Raw genomic sequence first — 2,928 nt, forward strand, 5'->3', positions numbered from 1 at the left:
GTTGTGGATCGGCGATGGCGATGCCGTCAATGGTGACATTGCCCGTGTTAGTGACGGTAAAGGTGTAAGCGATGGTGTCCCCGGCGCTGTTGCCGCTGGGTGCACCGGCTACTTTGTTCAAGTCCAGAGCGGGCGAAGCAGTTAATGCCGTACTGGTGCTGTCATTAGCGCTGACCGGATTGCTGCCCGGGTCGGTGCCACTCGCCGTCGCCGTATTGTCGACGGTACCGGCGTCGACTTCGGCCTGGGTAATGGTATGGATACCGTTACAGGTGGCGATGGCGCCCGGGGCCAGAGTGGTGGTGTCGCAGGTCGCGGCCGCATCCAGTTGCGCGTCGGTGATGGCGATGCCGTCGACGGTGACACTGCCGGTATTGGTGACGGTAAAGGTGTAGTCGATAGTGTCGCCGGCGCTGTTGCCGCTGGGCGCGCCGGCGATTTTGTTGAGGCTCAGCTCCGGCGTGGTGTCCGTTATGGTCCAGGTGGCAGTAGTGTTTGCCGCAGCGCCACAGCTGGTGGTGGAGGCCACATTGTAGTCGCCGGGGCTGGCGGCGACCTCGAATTCCACCGTCTCGTCGCCCTCGACAATGGCGTCGTCGAGCGAAGCCACCCCCAAGGACAAGGAGCTGGTGCCGTCGTAGTTGCCGGCCGGAACAGTGACAGTAAAACTGCTGCCACCGCCCGGCGTCGTGAAATCGTCGACGAGGTCGGCGGTACCGCCGACTACGGACAGGGTTACATCGATATCCGCGACCACGGTGCCGGTCACCACCAGTTCGGGCAGGCCGCTGGTGTTATCGCCTTCGGGCGAGGTAAAAGAGTCGGAGGAAAGCTCGATATTCGGCGCCAAAGTCACCCGGACTTCATCGAGAAAGTTGCCATAGGCAATATTGCCCTGGGCAGTGGAGATGGCCTCGAAACCGATATCGACAAGCCCGCTGGCTCCGGTGTAGGTAAAACTTCCCGAGTAATCGCGCCAACCGTCCGGTCCCGCTGTCGATGTGGCGCTGCCCAAATACTCGGTAATTACGCCACCACTACCGTTGTTGGTGGTACCTGCCCGCACCACCGGGTCGCTACCTACCAGGAGCTCCATCACATCCTGCGCGGTACTGCTTTCCCGCCCCCGGTGGCTGAAAGCCCAATCCACCTGCTCGCCGTTGATCAGGCACACGCTCTGCGAAAGGCGCGACTCCTGCTCGGCGTTCAGCTCCGCCAGTTGCGAGCCGCCGCGCGCATTGACGCCACTGCGCGGGGTATCCCACAACTCGATGATCGGCGCCGCCTGGCCGGCGACGAATCCGGACGGCACAGTGCATCCGCCGACGTTTTCCTGTCCATAATCGGGGTGGTTGGTAATCCAGCCGGGCACCAGGGCGTGATCGATATAGACGCGGCAGCCGGCGCTCTGCAGATCCGGCAGTTCGAAGCCCTGGTTAGCGAAGCCTCTCTGCATCTGCGCCTGAAGCGGCGCACAGAGGGCAAAGGCGGCGGCGGCGACCAGCCAGCGGAAGTGGCGGGCGAAGGACCGCTTGAATTCAGGGGCCGGGAACGCCCGCCGCAATCCGGACAGTGCACTCAGGAGCATGGGATCGCGCCCCCGGCACTGGTGGTTGAGCAGCCGGACGGGCTCCCGGTGCCCGGATGCAGCACCCGCCCGGTTACCTGCACGAACGGCATACGACAAAAAAGCGGCGCAAAAGCCAATCCCCCAAGCGTTCATATCAACCCTTTAATAAGCAATATCGGTCAAGCAGATTGTGTGGTGCCACAAGAGCACTTTTCTTATTCGGTACCGAGGCCAATAACCACAGAATTGTTCTGCGATCGAGCGGGTGGTCAGTGTAGGTTTGTGACGGATCGTCACTTGGGATCACCCGGAAACTGATAGAAAAAACATCAGGGATAAGCCGGCACGAGCGGCGCCGCGCATATCCAATCCGGGTTGGGAACTTCGACTACCCGCCATCTTCACGGGAAACTTCTTATTATTCCGTGACCAATTGGCGGGCGATTATTCCCAATCGATTGTGAATCAACAAGCAGGAAAAGGTGGAAATTATTATCGTGAAAAAATGTTCTATTTAGACTCACAGATAGGAAAATTTTCCCAATAAAATTAATAATTGCGCCTCAATAGACTAAAGGTCAGTTTTATAAATTTTCAGAATTTAAGCGGAATCCGACTTTTCGAGGCGTAGCCTCCATATATGAAACCGGTTTCAAAAGACTCCCGGCCACTAATCTCTTAATCAGTTTATTCAGATACGAGAGCGCCATAATTTCTCCTTAGCTTCACGCAAATTTTCCTTTATTGACAGGACTCTCGTGACAATCCGGACATCAATTATGGCGATTTATTAGCCTGGAAATTATTTATGCATCTCCGGGAGATGCCTCCCTCTCCCCGATCTCTGTTACCATTTTTTGCACCAACTTGACGCACCGAAACGGCCGGACTGCACCAGCGCATCGCACAACACTTATTCGACCTGTACGTTCAGGGCTGCACAGGTCGTCGTTCGCCCAGCGCTGCATCGCCGTCAGCACCTGCTGGTTGATTCTCAGTGGGGAAGACTTTCTCTTTCGACGTAATCGGGCTGATCCCTCAATACGAGGCTGCCGCTGTTGATGCTGTTCGCTGTTTGTGGGGTTACCGCGCAGGGAGAGAACCTTCTCGCTGTGATTGTCGTAAGGGTATTCATTGGCCACATTGCACAGCGCCACCTCGCTCTGCCAGGCATCTGCAGAGGGCACAAGCCGGGACTGAACCCCGAAAACTTGAGTTTCTAGTGTAGCGTTTGGTTCTTGATGGAACTTATGTGGAACGACCCGCTCCAACGGTTTTTACTCGAGGCGACATTGGAGCGAGGAAATGCGAGTTGCCCCAGCGATAGTATTAACGAAAGAGCAGGAAGCTGAGCTAAC

1 protein-coding gene is annotated in these 2,928 nt (G+C 57.1%); it reads right to left on the reverse strand.

What is annotated here, in order from left to right; all coding sequences use genetic code 11:
* On the reverse strand, nt 1–1,588 hold a 1,588-nt coding region (locus ACRC0P_RS13975), incomplete at its 3' end, for a DUF7507 domain-containing protein (RefSeq protein WP_438631916.1).
* Nucleotides 1,589–2,928 lie beyond the last annotated feature (1,340 nt).

The organism is Microbulbifer sp., assembly GCF_051659245.1.
In the GTDB taxonomy this organism is placed as follows: Bacteria; Pseudomonadota; Gammaproteobacteria; order Pseudomonadales; family Cellvibrionaceae; genus Microbulbifer.